The sequence below is a fragment of the Micromonospora sp. WMMD737 genome (assembly GCF_049179055.1).
Classification (GTDB): Bacteria; Actinomycetota; Actinomycetes; order Mycobacteriales; family Micromonosporaceae; genus Micromonospora; species Micromonospora reichwaldensis.
This window is the reverse complement of sequence record NZ_JBMHMH010000001.1, coordinates 3011676-3028433: the sequence shown is the minus strand read 5'-3', so window position 1 is coordinate 3028433 and position 16758 is coordinate 3011676. Positions and strand designations below refer to the sequence as shown.

Annotated in this window: 26 protein-coding genes; 23 read left to right on the top strand and 3 right to left on the bottom strand. The window is 70.5% G+C overall.

Going from position 1 to position 16758, the window contains the following annotated elements:
• Positions 1-64: 64 nt before the first annotated feature.
• From ACN27A_RS12590 to ACN27A_RS12480, 23 genes are all read left to right on the top strand, one after another.
• Positions 65-784, top strand: a complete 720-nt coding sequence (locus tag ACN27A_RS12590; RefSeq protein WP_421452830.1) for a hypothetical protein — start codon at positions 65-67, stop codon at positions 782-784.
• Positions 784-1074: a hypothetical protein gene (locus tag ACN27A_RS12585; RefSeq protein WP_421452827.1), complete on the top strand. Its 291-nt coding sequence runs from the start codon at positions 784-786 to the stop codon at positions 1072-1074. Before ACN27A_RS12590 ends, ACN27A_RS12585 begins: the two co-directional genes overlap by 1 nt.
• Positions 1075-1208: 134 nt before the next feature.
• On the top strand, positions 1209-1853 hold the full coding sequence (locus ACN27A_RS12580) for a hypothetical protein (protein WP_421452824.1): 645 nt from the start codon (positions 1209-1211) through the stop codon (positions 1851-1853).
• Positions 1850-2428 carry a hypothetical protein gene (locus tag ACN27A_RS12575; protein WP_421452821.1) on the top strand — a complete coding sequence of 193 codons (579 nt, stop codon included), beginning with the start codon at positions 1850-1852 and terminating at the stop codon, positions 2426-2428. Before ACN27A_RS12580 ends, ACN27A_RS12575 begins: the two co-directional genes overlap by 4 nt.
• A 226-nt stretch (positions 2429-2654) precedes the next feature.
• A complete protein-coding gene (locus tag ACN27A_RS12570) occupies positions 2655-4310 on the top strand; it encodes a UvrD-helicase domain-containing protein (RefSeq protein WP_421452820.1) in 1656 nt (551 codons plus the stop codon).
• A gap of 121 nt (positions 4311-4431) precedes the next feature.
• A complete protein-coding gene (locus ACN27A_RS12565) occupies positions 4432-6495 on the top strand; it encodes a hypothetical protein (RefSeq protein ID WP_421452817.1) in 2064 nt (687 codons plus the stop codon).
• A gap of 77 nt (positions 6496-6572) precedes the next feature.
• Complete coding sequence (locus tag ACN27A_RS12560; protein ID WP_421452815.1) at positions 6573-6968, top strand: hypothetical protein; 396 nt, start codon at positions 6573-6575, stop codon at positions 6966-6968.
• Between the two features lie 117 nt (positions 6969-7085).
• Entirely contained in the window at positions 7086-7454 is a 369-nt protein-coding gene (locus ACN27A_RS12555) for a hypothetical protein (protein WP_421452813.1), read from the top strand.
• Positions 7455-7481: 27 nt separating this feature from the next.
• On the top strand, positions 7482-7727 hold the full coding sequence (locus ACN27A_RS12550; RefSeq protein WP_421452811.1) for a hypothetical protein: 246 nt from the start codon (positions 7482-7484) through the stop codon (positions 7725-7727).
• A gap of 91 nt (positions 7728-7818) precedes the next feature.
• Positions 7819-8184 carry a hypothetical protein gene (locus ACN27A_RS12545; RefSeq protein ID WP_421452809.1) on the top strand — a complete coding sequence of 122 codons (366 nt, stop codon included), beginning with the start codon at positions 7819-7821 and terminating at the stop codon, positions 8182-8184.
• 142 nt (positions 8185-8326) lie between these two features.
• Positions 8327-8605, top strand: a complete 279-nt coding sequence (locus ACN27A_RS12540) for a hypothetical protein (RefSeq protein ID WP_421452807.1) — start codon at positions 8327-8329, stop codon at positions 8603-8605.
• A 2-nt stretch (positions 8606-8607) separates the two neighbouring features.
• Entirely contained in the window at positions 8608-9201 is a 594-nt protein-coding gene (locus tag ACN27A_RS12535; RefSeq protein WP_421452806.1) for a DUF262 domain-containing protein, read from the top strand.
• Between the two features lie 6 nt (positions 9202-9207).
• The gene (locus ACN27A_RS12530) at positions 9208-9618 is read left to right on the top strand and encodes a hypothetical protein (protein ID WP_421452804.1); all 411 of its coding nucleotides are present in this window, start codon (positions 9208-9210) and stop codon (positions 9616-9618) included.
• Positions 9619-9623: 5 nt separating this feature from the next.
• On the top strand, positions 9624-10136 hold the full coding sequence (locus tag ACN27A_RS12525; protein ID WP_421452803.1) for a hypothetical protein: 513 nt from the start codon (positions 9624-9626) through the stop codon (positions 10134-10136).
• A gap of 3 nt (positions 10137-10139) precedes the next feature.
• Complete coding sequence (locus ACN27A_RS12520; RefSeq protein ID WP_421452801.1) at positions 10140-10571, top strand: hypothetical protein; 432 nt, start codon at positions 10140-10142, stop codon at positions 10569-10571.
• The gene (locus ACN27A_RS12515; RefSeq protein ID WP_421452800.1) at positions 10564-10980 is read left to right on the top strand and encodes a hypothetical protein; all 417 of its coding nucleotides are present in this window, start codon (positions 10564-10566) and stop codon (positions 10978-10980) included. Before ACN27A_RS12520 ends, ACN27A_RS12515 begins: the two co-directional genes overlap by 8 nt.
• A 94-nt stretch (positions 10981-11074) precedes the next feature.
• Complete coding sequence (locus tag ACN27A_RS12510) at positions 11075-11545, top strand: hypothetical protein (RefSeq protein WP_421452799.1); 471 nt, start codon at positions 11075-11077, stop codon at positions 11543-11545.
• Between the two features lie 3 nt (positions 11546-11548).
• Positions 11549-11950 (top strand): hypothetical protein, encoded by a 402-nt coding sequence (locus ACN27A_RS12505; RefSeq protein WP_421452798.1) that lies wholly within the window; start codon positions 11549-11551, stop codon positions 11948-11950.
• On the top strand, positions 11947-12516 hold the full coding sequence (locus ACN27A_RS12500) for a hypothetical protein (protein WP_421452797.1): 570 nt from the start codon (positions 11947-11949) through the stop codon (positions 12514-12516). Before ACN27A_RS12505 ends, ACN27A_RS12500 begins: the two co-directional genes overlap by 4 nt.
• A gap of 3 nt (positions 12517-12519) precedes the next feature.
• Positions 12520-12825, top strand: coding sequence for a hypothetical protein (locus ACN27A_RS12495; RefSeq protein WP_421452796.1), 306 nt, complete (start codon positions 12520-12522; stop codon positions 12823-12825).
• Positions 12822-13409 carry a hypothetical protein gene (locus tag ACN27A_RS12490; RefSeq protein WP_421452794.1) on the top strand — a complete coding sequence of 196 codons (588 nt, stop codon included), beginning with the start codon at positions 12822-12824 and terminating at the stop codon, positions 13407-13409. Before ACN27A_RS12495 ends, ACN27A_RS12490 begins: the two co-directional genes overlap by 4 nt.
• A 190-nt stretch (positions 13410-13599) precedes the next feature.
• Positions 13600-14289 (top strand): NUDIX domain-containing protein, encoded by a 690-nt coding sequence (locus ACN27A_RS12485; RefSeq protein WP_421458448.1) that lies wholly within the window; start codon positions 13600-13602, stop codon positions 14287-14289.
• On the top strand, positions 14286-14921 hold the full coding sequence (locus ACN27A_RS12480) for a hypothetical protein (RefSeq protein WP_421452792.1): 636 nt from the start codon (positions 14286-14288) through the stop codon (positions 14919-14921). Before ACN27A_RS12485 ends, ACN27A_RS12480 begins: the two co-directional genes overlap by 4 nt.
• A gap of 54 nt (positions 14922-14975) precedes the next feature.
• On the opposite strand, the gene ACN27A_RS12475 is transcribed toward ACN27A_RS12480, so the two are convergent.
• From ACN27A_RS12475 to ACN27A_RS12465, 3 genes are all read right to left on the bottom strand, one after another.
• Complete coding sequence (locus ACN27A_RS12475; RefSeq protein WP_421452789.1) at positions 14976-15410, bottom strand: hypothetical protein; 435 nt, start codon at positions 15408-15410, stop codon at positions 14976-14978.
• 118 nt (positions 15411-15528) lie between these two features.
• Positions 15529-16329 (bottom strand): helicase associated domain-containing protein, encoded by an 801-nt coding sequence (locus ACN27A_RS12470; RefSeq protein WP_421452786.1) that lies wholly within the window; start codon positions 16327-16329, stop codon positions 15529-15531.
• A 9-nt stretch (positions 16330-16338) separates the two neighbouring features.
• A complete protein-coding gene (locus tag ACN27A_RS12465) occupies positions 16339-16611 on the bottom strand; it encodes a hypothetical protein (protein WP_421452785.1) in 273 nt (90 codons plus the stop codon).
• Between the last annotated feature and the right edge of the window lie 147 nt (positions 16612-16758).

The following is a 16758-nucleotide window of genomic DNA, read 5'->3' as shown; positions in this document are numbered from 1 at the left end:
AGGGGCCTCCCCTTGCCGTAACTTGATAGTTGTAACCACTACTGAGTAACGGAGGCTTCGGGACATGGACATCACCACCGCCACCCCCGCCCAGATCGACACCCGGCTCGCAGGCATCTACCGCCGCGCCATGCAGGCGCACCAGCAGGTTCTAGCGGCGGCCGTGAGTGTCCACCACGCCCTCGGCGAGAAGCCCCGGTACCTCAACCGCAAGGGCGACAAGGCGTGGCCCACCACCGACGCCCAGGCCATTGACGCCGCCCGCACACGCGGCGACGAGTACAACATCTCGTACGGCAAGACCTTCGCCGACATGGTCGCCCGCTACGACAGCGCCGTGGACGTCCTCACCGCGATCGAGGCCGAAGCCGACATCCTCGACGCCGAGTTCGCCCGCCGGGGCGGCTGGTCCCGATTCTTCACCGTCAAGCAGCACAACGGCCACATCCACAGCTCGATGTCCTGCTCCACCTGCAACCGGGGCCGCTACCGCACCGAGTTCGGCTGGAACCCTGAGCTGTCCGGCATGAGCATGGCCGAGGCCATCACCCACTTCGACCGGTACGCCTACCGGCTCTGCACCGTCTGCTTCCCCGCCGCCCCCGTCGAGTGGACCGTCCGGCCCGCCGCCGACGGCAAGTGCGTCGGGGTGCCCTACCGGCCGGGATCGGGGACGCGGGTCGGCATGCGGACCTACGCCGACTGCCCGGACTGCGGAAGCCGGGAGCTCGTCAACGTCACCGCAGGCACCATGCGCGCCCACAAGACGAGGGAGCACGCCTGATGGCCAGAAACGCGGGACGCAGCATCGGCAGCCTCCCCGCCAGCGAACGGCCCGCCGCGGTCGTCTCGTACATCGACCACCGAGTCACCCTCACCGCCGACTACGCCAACAACCGCGACCTCCGCGAGACATTCACGGGGCTGGCCGTCGCGCTCGCCCCTACCTGGAGCCCCACCGGCACCCACGTCCTGGTTCTCGTCACCGATGACGACCGCGTCATCGCCTTCCCGCTCACCGTCGTCAAGACGATCGCCCACGCCGAGGAGGCCACCGATGCCGATCAGAAGTGAGAACCGCGAGTGCGACCGCTGCAAGCTCACCTTGTGGTGCCGATGGATCGGTCGAATCGGCGGCTGGCTGTGCAAGGAGTGCGCCGCCCACGAACGCCGGTCCTGACCCACCCATCCAGCCCGAGGAGCAGAACATGGGTGCCCGCCTCAACCACAAGCCCGACATCCGCCAGCTACAGGACCAGCTCAACGCCGAGCACGCCGACCACCTGTGCTATATCGGCCACTGCCCGCACAACACTCCGCCGCCCGCCCTTCCGGCTGGCGTCACCGCCCACGTCGGCTTCGACCCCGACGCCAACCTCGCCCGCCCGGACGTGGTGCTGCTGGTCCGCTTCACCCGCCGGAAGTGGGGCGGCTGGTACGTCGTCCGCGCCGACAACGGCCGCGATCTCGGCTGGGCCGACAGGGTGACGGCCGGCGAGCACGCCGGCCTGTGGTCGGCGCGCGTGTGCAGCTCGGCGTTCAGGGGCCGCGGGCCGGACGACACGGGCGACCTGCTCGACCGGGTGGAGCCACGACTGCATCGCGGCGAGCATGGCCGGCCGTTCGTCAGCCGGGCAATCGACTACGCCGACACTCGGGCGCAGGCCGCCTGGTCTATCGTGGCCCACCTGGTCCGCGAGCACGCGCCGGCTGCCGGCTATCCCCGGCACTACGGCGTAGAGCTGTACCGCACCCGCCTGGACCAGCATTTCGAGATGGATGGCCGCTGCGTGTGCGGTGAGCCCGTCGACTGCCCGGAGCGCGCCCGGCTACAGGCGGGGGCGCGACGGTGACCGCCCCGGCACCGGCCGCCGCCGGCTACCTCGACAGCTACACCGGCCCGCTCTACGACGAGGACGGCCGCCGCTGCGGGTTCGTCCAGAACGCCGACATCACCGACCGGGTCCGCGACGCCTACCTGGAACACTTCACCGTCCGGTCCGGCTACGGCGTGTGGCACCTGACCCGCGTCGCCGAGGAGCCGCCGGCGCCTCTGGTGATCGAGGCGCGCGGTGCCCGGCATGAGGTGAGGGCGGTCAGCGTCGCCCGTAGTCGGTCGTTCGGCGCGCGGGGCGGCTACGAGGTGGGCTACTACACCGGCGACCAGGTGATCGCCCGTGTCGATACCCCCGGCATGACGTCGGTCTACCACGTCTACCGGCGCTACGATCCCCGCCCCGACTGGCGGAGGGCGACGCCGGAGATGACCGCCGAGGAGTACGCGGCGTGGAACGGCGAGACCATCACGCTCGGCTCGACCGAGAAGATCCCTGCGCTGATCGCCTGGCTGGCCGCCGTGCCGGCCCCGCCGAACAGCCTGTGCCTGCTGCCCGAGGGTCACCCGCTGCGGCGTTCGCCCGGGTTCTGACCGTCTCGACGTGAGGAGAACCGTCATGACTGACACGACCACCACCCGTTACGCGCTGGGTGAGCAGATCGCTGCCGACCGGGTCGAGGTGCGCGTGTGACCGGCTGCGCGTGGTGATTGACGTGCCCGGACACGCCGGGCAGTAATTCGGTAGAAGTCGTGGACACCGATGCTGCCGTGACCTATCTTGATAGTTGTAATCGCTACCGAGATTCAGGAGACGGACATGACCGGCTTCGCACCCACCGGCGAGCAGCAGGACATCGTTGACGCCGCCGGCACCGGCGCCAATCTGACCATCGAAGCCGGCGCCGGAACCGGCAAGACCTCCACCCTCCAGTTCCTCGCCGACCGACTCACCGGCAAGCGCGGCCTCTACATCGCCTACAACAAGGCCATCCAGCGGGAAGCCGAGCGGAAGTTCCCCAGCTCCGTCACCTGCAAGACCGCCCACGGCCTCGCCTTCGGCCCCGTCGGCCGCAACTTCCGCCACCGCCTCGACGCCCCCCGCGTCCCCGCCTACCGCGCAGCCCAACTCCTGCGCATCACCGAGCCCGTCAAGCTCGGCGGCGTCGTCGCCGACCAGGACGTCACCCTGACCGAAAAGCAGCTCGCCCGGCTCGTCATGGAGACCATCCAGAAGTTCTGCTACAGCAACGACGCCGAGATCACCCCCTGGCACGTCCCCTACGTCACCGGCGTCGCCCGCGACGCGCAGCGGGAGCTGGCCCGCTACCTCGCCCCGATCGCCCAGCGGGCCTGGGACGAGGACATCACGCAGAAGAACGGCAACCTGCGGTTCACACACGACGCCTACCTGAAGATGTTCTGCCTCACCAACCCGCAGCTCCCCTTCGACTACGTCCTCCTCGACGAGGCCCAGGACTCCAACGGCTCCGTCGCCGGCCTGGTCGAGCGGCAGCGCCACCAGAAGATCCTCGTCGGCGACCGCTGCCAGTCGATCTACCAGTGGCGCGGCGCCACCGACGCCATGGAGAAGTTCGAGGGCCAGCGGTTCTACCTCACCCAGTCGTTCCGGTTCGGCCCGGCTATCGCCGACGAGGCCAACAAGTGGCTGTCGCTCATCGACGGCGCGGTCCTGCGGCTCACCGGCTTCGACCAGATCCCGTCCCGCCTCGCCGAACTGGACGCCCCCGACGCGGTGCTGTGCCGCTCCAACGGCGGCGCGATCTCCCGCGTCATCGCCGAGCTGGACAAGGGCCGCCGGGCGGCGCTGGTCGGCGGCGGCGCCGACATCAAGCGCTTCGCCGAGGCCGCCGAACAGTTGGAGGCGGGCCGGCCGACGGACCACCCGGAGCTGATGGCGTTCTCGGCCTGGGCCGAGGTGCAGGAGTACGTGCAGTCGGGGGAGGGCTCGGACATGAAGGTGCTCGTGAACCTCGTCGACCGGCACGGCTCCCGCGAGCTGGCCGGCCTGGTGGACCGGCTCACCGACGAGCGGTACGCCGACGTGACGATCTCGACCGCCCACAAGGCGAAGGGCCGCGAGTGGCACAAGGTGCAGATCGCGTCGGACTTCCCGCCGCCGAAGGGTGACGAGGACAAGGGCATCGAGCCGCGGGTGGCCCGGGAGGACGCGATGTTGGCGTACGTGGCGGTAACCCGTGCGCAGCACGTCCTCGACCGTGAGGGCCTGGCGTGGGTGGACGAGTTCGCCGCCGCCACGCCGGCTGCGCCGACCGTCTCGGCGATCCCGGCTCCGGCCGCGCCGGTGGTCATCGCCGCCCCGGCCCCGGTGGTGGACGACGAGCCGGACCCGTGCGACGGCTACGACCCGTACTGCCGCCGCTGCAAGCGCTACTTCCGCAAGTGCACCTGCGCGGTGATGCCGGACCGCCGGCCGCTGGTGGCGGCCCGCTGAGGCGGGCCCCCGGGGGCTGGGTGAGTCGACGCGCCGAAACTCGGTAGAAGTCGTTGACCGCCCAGCTCTCGTGCCGTAGCTTGATAGACGTAATCACTACCGAGAAATGCCGGAGGGTGTCGTGACCACCACCGCCAAGCCCAGCCCCGCCCAGGCCGCCGCCATCGCCTACTTCCACGACGGCACCCCGTCGAGCGTCCGCCACAACCAGGCCAGCTACACCGCCTGCCGGCGAGAGGGCTGGATCAGGGAGATCGAGGTGTTCCCGTTCCATGCGGCCACCGACGCCGGCATCCGAGCCATCGACCGTGAGGCTCCCGTTCACCTGCACACCGGGTTCGCTGTCGACGGCCAGGCCACCTGCGGTGAGCAGATCACCGACACCACCCAGACCACGACCGACGTCACCGAGGCCACCTGCCGCACCTGCCGCGTCGCCTACCGCACCGCCGAGCAGCCCGTGACCACGCGGTGCAGCGACCTGTCCTGCCGCGACCGGGCCGTCAAAGTCGTCACCTGGACGCCGCCCGGCAGCCAGTGCGGCAACGCCTTCTGCCAGAAGCACGTCGACGAGCGCATCCACCTCGTTGCCAGCTACAGCCCGCAGACGGTGCCGGTCGCCGAGGGCGCCTACGCGCTCATCGCCGACGGCGACGGAACCCAGGTCGGCATCTGCCGCCACTGCGGCCACAACATCTACCTCTACTTCGCGGTCGCCGGCCGCGAGGGCAACTGGTGGCGTGAGGGCCGATTCGACGAGACAGGCCGGTGCGGGAACGGTGAGCAGCGCACCGGGACCGTCGTGCACCACGAGCCGGTGCTGACCGTTGCCGAGTTCGACGCCGCACTCGGCGCCACCGCCTGCGGGCGTACCCATCCGCACCCGATGAGTGACTGCCGTGAGGCCCGGATGCCGACGGACACCGGCGGAATGGCCGCCGACGCCGAGAGGGGGCAGCTCATCATCCTCGCCGAGGAGGCGTCCGGCCTGACTCCGCAGCCCACCGACGCCATGCAGGCAATGCAGCGGCTCGTCGACGACGAGGCCACCGCGCGAGCCGCCTACGAGCAGGCGTGCGCGGCTGCGCGTACCGCTGTCGCCGCGCGCAACGCCGCCGGCCGGGCGCTCCTGGATGCCACGATCGCCCGCCGGAGAGCCGGTGAGCGGGCCGCGGTGGAGGCGGTTGCCGCCACCGGCCCCATTGCCGCCGAGTGGGCGCAGGCGCAGACCGGACCGGAGCCGGTGGGGGAGTTCGCCGACGACATCGACCCGGACGCCGAGCGCGCTCGCTGCGTCTACGACGGCCGGCCGATCGCCCGCCGCAAGGGCCGGGAGAACTGGGTGCACGCTGACGAGCGTGGCGGTCGCTCCTGCTACCGGGACGCGATCCTGGGCGACCGGCGGGCGGCGACGCCGGCCGAGGTGACCGCCGAGGTCATCGCGGTCGTCGACGAGCCCGTACCGGCCGTGCCGGTCACGCACATCCGCTCCATCGGCGCGCACCGCCACAACCTGTGCCCGGTCCTCGGCGGCCAGGCCACCTACCCGGGCGCCGCGACCTGCGAGACGTGCGTTCGCGTGTACGTCGAAGCCGAGTACCCGGGCGACACCGCCCTGGACTACGCAACCCGGCTGGCGAAGGCAGCCGAGCTGCTGCTGAAGGCATGGGAGGCTGCCGGCCAGGTGCTCTGCGACTACGGCTACCCCCTCGGCGGGATGGTGGAGCGGATCGACTGGTGCCGCCTGCCGGCGGGGCACGAGGGCGGGCACGTGAGCACGGAGGAGCCGAAGCGGTCGTACGGGAACGCGGGCCTCGTCCGCCGCTCCCGGGTGGTCCCGGAGAGCGGCCCGGACAGCGTCGAGCAGGCGGCCCAGTGGGTCGCAGCCTCCGGCATCCCGGTCTACCCGTACGAGGCCGTCCGGGCGTGGCTCGACGGGCTCGGTGTGCCGGTGCCGGTCGGCGTCCACCACCTGATGGCGGAGATCCGGCGGGCCGTCATTGCCGCCGGGGACGCCGGCTACCAGGCCGGGCGGGACTCCCTGGCCGCCGAGCTGGAGCAGACGCAGGTTGCACTGGTCGACTCTCGCAGGCTGTCCGCCACCTACGCCAACGAGGCCGGTGCCCTGAAAGCCGCGTTGGAGCACCGCCGCGCCGAGGCCGCCGGCCCGGTGCCGGCGACCTGAACCACCCCGACGCGCCGGCCGGGCGTATCCCGGCTGGTACGTGACGACCATCAACACGACCAGGAGGTGACCCACCGATGGGCCACGCAGTGACATATGGTTCCCCGGACATCGAGTTCGACTTTCCACCGGGAGCCGAGATGCCGGACCGGCCGTTCTTCACCGTCGCCGACCTCGCGGTGATCGGTGCGCGAGTGCACGGCGTCGCGGAGCCGCTGAAGAAGACGACCATCAGCCAGTACCTGTTCGAGTCGGGCGAGGAGATCCCGCTGAAGGCGGGCGGTACGCGGCCGGGCAAGTACGCGGACGACCCGTTCCCGAAGCCGGACGACCGGCTCGGGAAGGCCCCGTGGTGGGACAAGGCGCGGGAGCCGGAGATCGTGGCGTGGTTCGAGCGGCATCCGCGTCGGCAGGTGGGTGACGGGATCGGCGGCCGGAAGCCGTCGAAGGCGCAGGGGTCGACGCGGGGCTGATCGCCGGCGGTCACCCGTTCGGGTGACACCTTGGGAAACTTGGTAGAAGTCCCTTCGTTGGGTGCCGTCTTGCCGTAACTTAGTAGTTGTAAGAGCTACTGAGTTACGGAGGACGAGATGACCACCACCAAGGCCCCCAGCCCCGCCGCCCAGGTCGCCACCGCCGCCCGCGCCGCCATCAAGCAGGCCCGCAAGGACGGCACCCTCACCCTCCCCGACGGTGCGAAGCACAGCGTTTGCAGCAGCTACTTCGCCGGAGGCTGCTCGGTCGACATCAGCATCACCGGCATCGAGCAGGACTGGGTCCTCGGCCCCGACGAGGGCCCCTATGGGCCCCAGAAGACGGACGCGGCGAAGGAGCTGGGCGCCGCCCTCAAAGCGATCCTCACCGCCGCCACCGATGGTCACTGCTGGGGAGAGATCAGGGTTGGCGGCATCGTCGTCGACAGCATCACCCCCCACGGCTGGCGTCCGGGCCGGGACTGAGCCGGACCGGCACCGGAGGGGGTCGCGGTGGACCGCATTGACATCAGCGCCGTTCCCGGCCCAGTCCTGAGGGCCGCCAGGGCGCGCATCGTCCGGGCCTGGCGCGACGGGATGAGTCTGGACCGAGCTATCGACCTGGCCGCAGCTGACGCCTACGCGACCGCCCGCGAGGCCGGCTACGACGACGACCGAGGGCTGCGGTTCGCCGACTTCACTCGGGCGGTGGGGGCGGAGATGCGGGCGGCCGTCGAGGACGTGCTGCGGCCTGCCTGACGCGCCGCAGGTAATCGGTAGATGTCGTGGACATGGGGGCCTTCGCGGTCTATCTTGATAGATGTAATCACTACCAAGTAGGGAGCCGACGATGACCAAGCACCTCACCGCCGACCCGGTCGTCAACTACCACGGCACCCTCACCGCCTGGCACGGCATGTGGCGCGTTGCCGAGAACTACGGCACCCGTCTCAAGCTCCGCGACGCCTGGGGCAACAGCATCACCTGCCGCACCGGCAGCGTCACCGTCGTCCCCATGCCCCGACTCACCGGCAAGCGGGCCGACACCCTCACCCACCTGTGGCACAGCAGCGCCGGCCGGATCGCCGACACCCGTACCCGCAACTGGCTCCTCGCCAACAAGCTGATCGAGGCCGCCGACGACCGGAGCGGCTGGTACCGCCTGACCCGCCTCGGCGTCATCGCCATGGACTCCGTGTCCCGCTGGTACCGCTGACAACGACCGGCCTGCGTCCGCTCCGACCAGGAGCGCCGCCGCTCCAGCGCCGCAAGCCCGCAGGACTCCCGACCCCGCCGGCAGCGCACCCGCGCCACAACCCGTACCGCCGCCATCCGCGACCACCAGTGAGGACGCGACCATGACCGACACCGGCCAGCCCCGTACCGCCGAGGAGTACGCCGCCCAGCGGATGCGCCAGCGCATCGAGTCCATCGCCCGCGACCTCATCGACCTCGCCGACACCGTCCGCCGCCAGGGCCCGGAGACCATGCTGGTGGGCGGCCCCGGTCGGGAGTCCTACGGGGACATCGCCAGCCGCGTCCAGCGGGAAGTCATGAACGCACTGCCCAACCTGGGCCTCGACGCCCTCACCGGCATTGCCGCGAACGCCGACATCGCCCGCGCGAAGGGAGAGTGACCGTGACCCGGCAGACCAACGCCCCGCTCACCCGGCTCCCCATCAACGCCTCATCCATGCCGCTCACCAGCCTCGTCGCCTACGTCGAGAACGGCCGCATCGACCTCAACCCGCCCTACCAGCGCGGCGACGTGTGGACCGACGACCAGCGCATCGCGCTCGTCTACTCATGGCTCACCGGCGCCACCGTCCCCTCCATCACCATCAACGACCGCAGCAGCACCATCTGGACCGACACCGACGTGTACGACATCGCCACCACCGACCAGGGGATCTGGGCTGTCATCGACGGCCGGCAGCGCCTCACCACGGCCGTCATGTGGATGCGCGGCGAGTTCGCCGTACCCGCGTCCTGGTTCCCGGCCGAGATGGTCGAAACGACCGAGGACACCGACGACGGCCCGTACGTCCGTCACACCGGCCTGAGCCTGCTCGGCCAGAACCGGGGCACCAACCGAACGATCGTCCCGGTCGGCATCGGCGAGTTCGCATCCCTGCGCGCCGAAGCCGAGATCTACCTGCTGCTCAACGGTGGCGGGACCCCGCAGACCGACGCCGACATGGCTAACGCGGCACGCGTAGCCGAAGGGAAGTGAACCAGGATGTCCGTTGACGACTACGACCGCGAGCCGACCCGCGGCGACGTCTCCGTCCAGCTCTCATACCCGCACAACAGCCACACCGGCCGCCGAGGACAGCTCACCGTCACCGACCGCATGTCCGGCCTCGTGCTGGTCGACGTCGAGCTGACCGCCGAACAGGTCATGGACCTCATGGCACACACCCCGGTCCGGGTATCGGGCGCGACGCTGCCGGTCCGGCCCGACCGGATCGGGAAGCGGATGCACGTCGACAGCACCGCCATCGGCCACAACGACCCGCGTGACCCGGAGCAGGTCCGCGCCGACTACCTCGCCGCCGGCTGGGACGCCGCCAGCGTGCGGCGCACCAACGCCGGTCAGCAGGTCGTCGCCTACCGGTGGGCCGCCGACGACGCCAGCGCAGGGGAGTGAGGATCGTGGCGAGGCTCAAGACGTACACGGCCGGCATCAACACCCACGTCCACCGCGACATCTTCAACCTGCTGGAGCAGCCCGACCACATCCGGCAGGCCCGCGTCCTCATCGTCGCCACCACGAAGGCCGCCGCGATAGCCTTCCCCGCCAGCATCGGGAGCCGATGGGTTGGCACCCCGTACGCATCAGAGGTGCGGGTCGCCTCGGGCAGCGACGTGGACGCGCTCGCTGCCGCCGGCCTGCTCGACGCCCCCGCCGTGTTCGTCATGCCGAACGGCGGGTTTCCCGGCACGGGCGTTGTTCGGGTCGACGCGGACGGCTTCGTGAAGCGGGTTGGGCGGATGGTCCGCACCAACGGCGTCGCCGAGTTCGAGCCGGAGGGCACCGTCACGGTGCGGGTCACTCCGGCAGCCCGGGAACGTCTCGCCGCACATCTGCACATGCAGTCCACCGCACCGATGGACGAGTGCCGCCGCCACGCCGCCGCCATCCTGGCCGTGCTGGAAGGGAACTGACCAATGTCCACCGAAGATCGGGATTGGCTCGTCAAGGGTGCGCGGGTCGCCGCTCTCACCATCAGCTCGGGCAAGCCTGCCTCCTTCCAGGTCCGCACCGTGGCCCGGTTCACCGAGACCCAGGTGATCCTCGACGACGACGGCCGGTGGCGGCTGAAAGATCTCCGCCCGGTCGGTGACTCCAACCGCAGCGAGTGGGCGACGTACCGGCACGAGCTGGCGCCGCTCGACGATCCGCTTGTGGTCACAGTTCGGGTGGCGGCTCGCCTGCGCAATCTCGGGCGGGTGGTGGAGCCGTGGCTGGGAGGGGGCCGCGTCTACACGGACGTGGCGGGCGGGCTGGAGCTGCTTGACCAGGTCGCCCAGGCGGTCGCGGAGACCCGGGCGCGGGTCGCTGCGCTGGAGCCATCGGGCGGGGGTGCCGGCCGTGCCTGACCACTGCACCGACGAAGGCGTTGAGCCCACAGCCCGCGCAGCAGCCGAACGGGTCACCTTCCAGCTCACCTACGACCGCACCCCCACGCCCCGCCGGTTCGAGCCCGGCGAGCTGACCGGCCCGGACATCCCGTGCGCCTACGGCAGCCCGATCACGCAGTCCGGCGGCTGGGAGGTCCCGGACGACTACGACCACAGCGGCCTCACTGAGGCCGAGTGGATCGACCGGTTCGCGGCGTACGCGGTCGCTGAGGCGGTGCACGAGGCGTTGGAGTGGTTCAGGGTCGACGGGCGTCCGTGGCTGGATCCGCACGGCCGGGCGGAGCAGCAGGTCCACCAAGCGGTGGACGAGTTGTGCGTGAGGTTGGCGGGGATCCGTGCCGGCCTGCCGTCGAGGGGCGAGGACTGAACTCGCCGCAGGTAATTCGGTAGATGTCGTGGCCTGAGGCCCGTCCGTGCCATATCTTAGTAGTTGTAAGAACTACTGACGTGGAGGGTTCGGCATGACCATCACCATCAGCCTCAACGACCGGCAGATCGGAATGCTCGACCTCGCCGCCGACAACGGCGGCACCATCCACGCCGTCCCCACCATGAGCCCCGCCGACCGCACGGCCATCGACTCGCTCGTCCGCTGCGGCCTCCTGTCCCGCCCCGGCGCCCACGGCAGCACCCTCCGCGACCTCACCGACCACGGCCACCGCACCCACGCCAACCTCGTCGTCGGCCGCGCCGCCGCCAACATCGCCACCCACCTCGACGGGGACCGCCGCAAGGACCGCGCGTTCGCCGCCGCCGACGACCTGCACCAGGCCGGCTACCTCACCGGCGGCAACCGCGCCGGCCACCCCGACCTCATCACCGGAACGGCCGCGATCCTCGCCTGCCGCCACGACGCGCCGACCGCCGACCGGATGGCCCGCCAGCTCGCCGACGCCGGCCTCCTCGCCGGCCAGAACCGCACGGAGGACTAACCCATGACCACTCTCGATTACCTGAGCATCGACGACCCGGCCGTAGAAGCCCTCGCCGCCAACGGATGGGCCGACGACTACCTGAGCATCAACAACCTGGCTCACATCACCGAGATCGTCCGCGACGCCGACCGCCAGGCGGCCCTCGTCATCCGCACCGAGTACGCCGCGACCACGATCATGACCAACGGCAAGCGGGACCGGGCCGAGACCGGCACCGACCGCCGGCAGGCCGAAGCGTGGGTGCGGGCGTCCCGGCGTGCCGCGAACACCATGCGGCCGGACACCCTGGCCGCGCTCGGCGTCACCGGTCACGCCGTCGAGTACCGCGAGGTGCGGCAGCTCCCCGACGGCTACGAGCTGATCGGCCCGTGGCGCGAGGCCACCACGGAGGCGGGCCAGTGACCGCCACCGTCGACACGCAGGCCAACCGAAACCTCGTCGGCCGGGTCAAGGCCGCCCACTGTGAACCCGGCGGCAGCAACGACGCCTATCAGCTCGCCGTCCTGGCCGAGACGATGCTGCGGGAGATAGGCCGCGCCCGCGACGCCCTGCGCCGCTCCGGCTGCCTCATCGACGAGGTCGGCGACGACCTGGCCGCCCTCATCGACCGCAACGACACCGAAGCCCGGGACGCGATCCGGACGCTCGCCCTGGAGAACGCGCGGCTGCGCGCCGGCACCGACCGGCTCACCCTCGGCGACCACCGCGAGGAGTGGGCCGCCGAGGTCACCTACCTCGACGGCCGCAAGCAGCGTCAGCAGCTCGCCGACGCCGAACACGCGGCCCTCGTCGCGGACTCGATCACCACCCACGTCGCTTCACTGAACGAGCCGACCAGGAAGGCGCACGGCGTCAAGTCGGCCGCGATCGTCACCCGCACCGTCACCGCCTACGGGCCCACCGACCTGCCCACCCTCGTCATCAGCCCGTGGCAGCACCACCGCGACGGCCGCGAACTGAAGGACTGACCGATGAAGCTGGAGATTCACTACGCACAGGGCTGGGCTGCTCTCTACGTCGACGGCCAACTCGACCCGAACACCGTCGGCGACAGCTACCACGCCGAGGAGAAGGCGTTCGAGCTGCTGGGCGTCAAGCAGGTCCAGGACGACGCGTTCATGCGCGGCCAAATCCACCGCGACGGCGTCGCCCCGACACTGGACGAGGTAGCCGCGTACCGGCAGGCGCGTCTGGACCGGCTACGAACAGCGGCCGAGAAGCGGCGCGACGCCGAGCGGCTGCTGGCGGAGGCCGCCGAGCTGGAGGGCCAGAAATGACCCACAACCCGGGCCGGATCCTCACCCACCACACCGTGACCGCGATGGCTGGCACCGACACCATCGCCCACATCGTCGAGCGGGTAAAGAACCTGCTCGCCGCCGGCCGCCGCATCACGCTCGTCGAGCGCTACACCCACACCGACGGCACCCCCGAGGTGTTCTCCGGCCTCACCGTCGAGGAGGTCCGCCCCGGCCGGGAGGGTGGCATCGGCGTCCACCTGAAGCCCGGTCGCCGCGGATTCGGCATCCACGCGTACGGGGAGACGGAGCCGGAGGCGTGGGCCCGCTACCACCGGGAGTACCGCGAGCGCCTGACCCTCGTCGACATCACCGGTGGACTCCCCGGCAACCATCCGACCCTCGGCGACCGGCTCGTCATCCGCCACTGGATCAGCGACCGGGTGTGCCGGGAGTGGGTGGTCGTGTTCGACGATGCCCCCGACATCCGCCAGGAGGTCGAGAACCTGAGCTACTGGCTCGACGGGATCCGCGAAGCCCTCGACCGGCAGGCCGACGTCTCCGTGGCCGTCGAGCGGATCCGCGCCATCCTCCGCCAGGCGGGGAGGTTGGGCCGTGCCTGATCCCGCCGACGGTGACCGGCAGCCGATCGAGCTGCTGAACGACGACGCCGCGTGGGCCGCCGAACCGGTCCGCCTCGCTCGTGAGCGCGGCCACACACCGGTCGAGGACACCACCAACACAGAGCGGTACACCTGCACGGTCTGCGGTCGTGCTGTGCTCCGCTGCGGCGCCAACATCTACGGCTCCGCCGTGGAGGAGGACTGCCCGAACCGCACCTACACCGACCCGAGCGTGCTCGCCGCCATCGCCAACCGCGAGCCCTGGGCCGACCAGGAGATGGACCCCACCCGGATCAACTGGGCCGAGCGCCAGGCCGCCGCCCTCATCTGGTTCGAGGTCGTCGACGGCCGCCCGGTCAACCCGCGCGAGCGGACCGGCATCCGCTACGGCCGCAACCTGCTCGGCCACTGGGGCGAGCAGGTCTGCGCCGACGCCCTGGTCACCCTCACCGACGCCGCCGGCCACCGCTGGCTGCTCATGGTCGAACGCGGCGACGGGCTCGGGTGGGCACTGCCCGGCGGCAAAGTCGACCCGGGCGAGACACCACGCGAAGGCGCGATCCGTGAACTGGCCGAAGAGACCGGCCTGCACCTGCCCCACGCCCACTGGAAGGCCGGTAGCGCCCGGTACGTGCCCGACCCTCGCGCCTCCGACGAGGCGTGGATGGTCACCGTGCCTCTGCGCACGCACCTCGGCGTCTACTTCACCCGCCCCTGGCCCCTGGTACAGGGCAGCGACGACGCCCGCCGCGCGGCCTGGGTGCGCGCCAACACGTACGCAGACCTCGTCGACTACCTGGCCGACACCGACGGGGGCCGGTTGTTCGCAGCCCACCACGACCTGCTTCGCGAAGCACTCGACACGAAGGAGACGCCATGACGGACCCGGCCAGCACCATCGACGGCATCGTCACCACCACCTCGAAGTGGGGCGTGGAGATCACCGCCCCCGACGGCACGACCGCCGTCGACGAGTGCACCGGCATCGTCTACGCCATCAACAAGGCCGCCTGCATCAACCGGACATGCCCCGGCACCGCTCACGTCGTCTACTGGCAGGTCCAGCACGGCCCTTGGTCGGACGACCTGTCCGGCAACGCCTTCGGCATCCGCACGGAGTGGCCGGACGGGCGGATCGAGTACGAGCCGGCGGACAGCCGCTACTCCGCCGAGTCCAGCACCTATCTTCGGAACTCGTGTCGGAGGGCGGGGGAGCGGGCGGTGACGGTGTCCCGGACCGAGGTGACCACGAAGCCGCACCGGTGGCCCACTCCGGCCCCTGTCCCGAAGCCCACCGGATTCCTCACCTCGACGGCCCGCCCGACTCCGGCCCGGTTACGGTGGTGGCCGGTCGACGGTTGGCTGTTCTGGTGCGCCCTCGGAATGCTGCTGCTCGGGTTCGTGCCGACGCCGCTGCCGCCGGCCGTGGAGGCCACCGCTGGAGCCGCTGGCATCCTGGCCCTGTTCTGGCATGTCTGGCGGAAGCTGTGGGCGTACATCGAGGGCCGCTGACCCAGCGCACGCGACGATGCCGGCCATCCCGAGGGGGTGGCCGGCATCGTCGTGTCAGCGGCGTGGATGCATCCGGTCGATGTACCGCAGCCACGCCACGATCAAACCCCAGGCCGGAGCGACCGCCAGGAACGCCCCGAACGCCACCCGATCCCCGCCGTCATCGAACTGCACACCCGCAGCCTCCGCCCACGACGTGACCTTGGCCGCCCACACCCACACCATGATCAGAGTGAGCGCGATCGTCGACCCGACGCACACGTAGTAGTCCCAGCCGATGTACCTCGCCCAGGGCAACCCCAAGGCCACGAGTAGCCCGTACGGTGCCGTCACCGCCGCGACGAGCAGAACGATGAGCCACCAGTCATCGAAGGTGGACTTCGGCGCCCACAGGAGGGTCCCCCCGACAGTGAGGGGAATCGACAGGGCGATGACGGCGTTGCCGGCGAGGTTGGCGATGCGCCGCAGGTTCCGGACGCGCTCGCGCACAGAGTGATCCACAGGCTGTGTGTCCATGGTGGCAGAGCGTAGAACGTCGAAGCGACACGATGCACCACGCGCGCGGCAACCATCCGTGCTGGCCGGCGAAGCCCCCACACTTCAGGGGCTACTCCTCCATGACCGGCGGCAACAGTTCCACCGCGCCGGCCGGCAGCACCCCCGCCTTGCCGTGCTGCTCGGCCACCCACCGGCGAACAGCTTCCACCCGCGACGGCCGGTGCTTCTCTGGGTGCGCGAGAACGGCCATGAAACGCCGGTAGCGGCTCATCCACTCTGACGTCGGCAACCGATTCCACTCGGCCAGCACCGCCGCCAACTGCCGCTGCTGCTCATCGTCTAGATCCCGCCTCGCCTGCTGGTTGCGAAGCCAGATTGCAAGCCGATGCTTCAGCGGAAGTCGACAGCCTTGCTCGGCGAGTGCCGTCTTCAACTCCTTCAACGTGACCTGCCAGCGGCCCGCCGCGCTCGGCGGCCACCCGGGCGCCTCCGTGAGTTGCTTCGCGAGGTGTGCTGGCATGGTGCCGTCAACGACCGCTCGTTCGAGTTCTTCGGCTATCCGCCGCAGTTGCTGATCTTCACTGAACTTAGGCATTCGCCCGTGTTCGGCCGCGAACCGGATCACGAGGTCATAGGCGCGGCGTAGCCGGTCGCCTTCGCCTTCGCGTCCGAGGACCCGCTGAGCCCAGGGCGGCGGCTCAAACTTCCACCGCCAACCCGGCACGGATTCGAGCTGGGCGATGCGCTCTGGCGACAGCTCGCCGCGTTTGCGGGCGGCCCGAACGAGAGCCACCCAGATAGCGAGGTCCCGGCCGTCCGGCATGTGAAAGCCAACGGGCGGCTCGGAGTGGTTGTGTTCCTCGGCGTAAGCGCGTAGCGCGGCGAGGGCGCGATCCCAGTCGGATGCCATCGCGGGAGCCTACGAATCGCGCTCGGCAGTGCCGCCCGCCTGCCCGAGGTTCTTCCGAATCAAAGCCTCGCGCGCCGCCTGCTTCTCCGGGCCAGGCCGCATGGCGATCCACGCGTTCAAATCGTCGATCGAGGCGCGTTCGATTCGGCGATGCCCGCCGGCCGTGTAGGCGACACGCAGCATCCCGGCGTCGGCGAACGCGCGGATGCTCGTGGCTCCGTGGCGGGGACGGACCAGTTTCGTCGCCTCCGTCGGCGACACGTACTCGCCCTCGTCTGCCACCCGTGTCGCCCCCGTCTTCCGCGTGTTCCGGAACCTCCAGATGGCGCCCAGTGTGGCAGACCGCCGGGCCGGAACGCGAGATCGACGCGATGGCGGCGTAAGGGCCATCACCACGACTTCCACATACTTTGCCTCTTCCGTAAACTT

What these genes read in the sequence shown, in the direction of transcription:
- ACN27A_RS12545 (WP_421452809.1), top strand. Translation starts at nt 7,819, where the DNA reads ATGACCAAGCACCTCACCGCCGACCCGGTCGTCAACTACCACGGCACC.
- ACN27A_RS12495 (WP_421452796.1), top strand. Translation starts at nt 12,520, where the DNA reads ATGAAGCTGGAGATTCACTACGCACAGGGCTGGGCTGCTCTCTACGTC.
- ACN27A_RS12520 (WP_421452801.1), top strand. Translation starts at nt 10,140, where the DNA reads ATGTCCACCGAAGATCGGGATTGGCTCGTCAAGGGTGCGCGGGTCGCC.
- ACN27A_RS12555 (WP_421452813.1), top strand. Translation starts at nt 7,086, where the DNA reads ATGACCACCACCAAGGCCCCCAGCCCCGCCGCCCAGGTCGCCACCGCC.
- ACN27A_RS12470 (WP_421452786.1), bottom strand. Translation starts at nt 16,329, where the DNA reads ATGGCATCCGACTGGGATCGCGCCCTCGCCGCGCTACGCGCTTACGCC.
- ACN27A_RS12570 (WP_421452820.1), top strand. Translation starts at nt 2,655, where the DNA reads ATGACCGGCTTCGCACCCACCGGCGAGCAGCAGGACATCGTTGACGCC.
- ACN27A_RS12560 (WP_421452815.1), top strand. Translation starts at nt 6,573, where the DNA reads ATGGGCCACGCAGTGACATATGGTTCCCCGGACATCGAGTTCGACTTT.
- ACN27A_RS12510 (WP_421452799.1), top strand. Translation starts at nt 11,075, where the DNA reads ATGACCATCACCATCAGCCTCAACGACCGGCAGATCGGAATGCTCGAC.
- ACN27A_RS12580 (WP_421452824.1), top strand. Translation starts at nt 1,209, where the DNA reads ATGGGTGCCCGCCTCAACCACAAGCCCGACATCCGCCAGCTACAGGAC.
- ACN27A_RS12530 (WP_421452804.1), top strand. Translation starts at nt 9,208, where the DNA reads ATGTCCGTTGACGACTACGACCGCGAGCCGACCCGCGGCGACGTCTCC.
- ACN27A_RS12540 (WP_421452807.1), top strand. Translation starts at nt 8,327, where the DNA reads ATGACCGACACCGGCCAGCCCCGTACCGCCGAGGAGTACGCCGCCCAG.
- ACN27A_RS12490 (WP_421452794.1), top strand. Translation starts at nt 12,822, where the DNA reads ATGACCCACAACCCGGGCCGGATCCTCACCCACCACACCGTGACCGCG.
- ACN27A_RS12505 (WP_421452798.1), top strand. Translation starts at nt 11,549, where the DNA reads ATGACCACTCTCGATTACCTGAGCATCGACGACCCGGCCGTAGAAGCC.
- ACN27A_RS12590 (WP_421452830.1), top strand. Translation starts at nt 65, where the DNA reads ATGGACATCACCACCGCCACCCCCGCCCAGATCGACACCCGGCTCGCA.
- ACN27A_RS12480 (WP_421452792.1), top strand. Translation starts at nt 14,286, where the DNA reads ATGACGGACCCGGCCAGCACCATCGACGGCATCGTCACCACCACCTCG.
- ACN27A_RS12585 (WP_421452827.1), top strand. Translation starts at nt 784, where the DNA reads ATGGCCAGAAACGCGGGACGCAGCATCGGCAGCCTCCCCGCCAGCGAA.